Source organism: Vibrio sp. 970 (assembly GCF_033339075.1).
On record NZ_JAWOTW010000129.1, the window covers coordinates 1 to 925 of the forward strand.

Sequence of the window (925 nt, forward strand, 5' to 3'; positions counted from 1 at the left end):
TTCTCTTAGTATGGAAGCTATGCAGCGAGGATGGGACTGCTTAAGTCTATTTGCGGAACGCTTGCAGGACATTCCTACACAAAACATTCGCATTGTCGGCACAGCGACTTTACGTACTGCCACCAATGTGGATGTATTTCTAGAGAAAGCAAACCAGATTCTGGGGCAGCCAATCGAAGTCATCTCTGGTGAAGAAGAAGCAGCCACTATCTATAAAGGTGTTGCCCACACATCAGGTGGTAGTGGTCGTCGCCTTGTGGTTGATATTGGTGGCGCGAGCACTGAGCTGATTATTGGCGAAGGTTTTGAAGCGAAAGCCCTCACCAGCCTAAAAATGGGCTGCGTGACATGGTTGGAGAACTTCTTTAAAGATCGCCAACTGAATGCCCGTAACTTCGAAGCTGCGATTGAAGGCGCAAAGCAAACCATCAAGCCAATCTTAGAACAGTACACCGATCTTGGTTGGGATGTGTGCGTAGGTGCATCTGGTACCGTTCAGGCGCTACAAGAAATCATGCTGGCGCAGGGTATGGACGAAGTAATTACTCACTCCAAACTTAAGCGTTTACAAAAGCAAGCCATGCTAGCCGATCATTTGGAAGAGCTCGACATCGAAGGTTTAACGCTTGAGCGTGCCTTGGTCTTCCCTAGCGGCCTGTCTATTCTTATCGCGATTTTCGAGTTACTTGAAATCGATGCGATGACACTCGCGGGCGGCGCACTGCGTGAAGGCTTGGTTTATGAAATGGTCGACGAGCTGCGTCAAAATGACATTCGTGCTCGCACCATTTGTAGCGTGCAAAGCCGTTATCAGCTTGATTGCCAATATGGTGAACAAGTGGCAACGCTGGCAGGTAAGCTTTTAGAGCAAGCCGGTGGCGATGAGTGGATTGCTGAGCCCCAAGGTAAAGTTCTGCTCGACACG

The 925-nt window shown here is 49.3% G+C and carries 1 pseudogene; it reads left to right on the forward strand.

Features of this window, described 5'->3' with window-relative positions:
• Positions 1-925: pseudogene (locus R7Q11_RS25205) on the forward strand (guanosine-5'-triphosphate,3'-diphosphate pyrophosphatase); the annotation flags it as partial.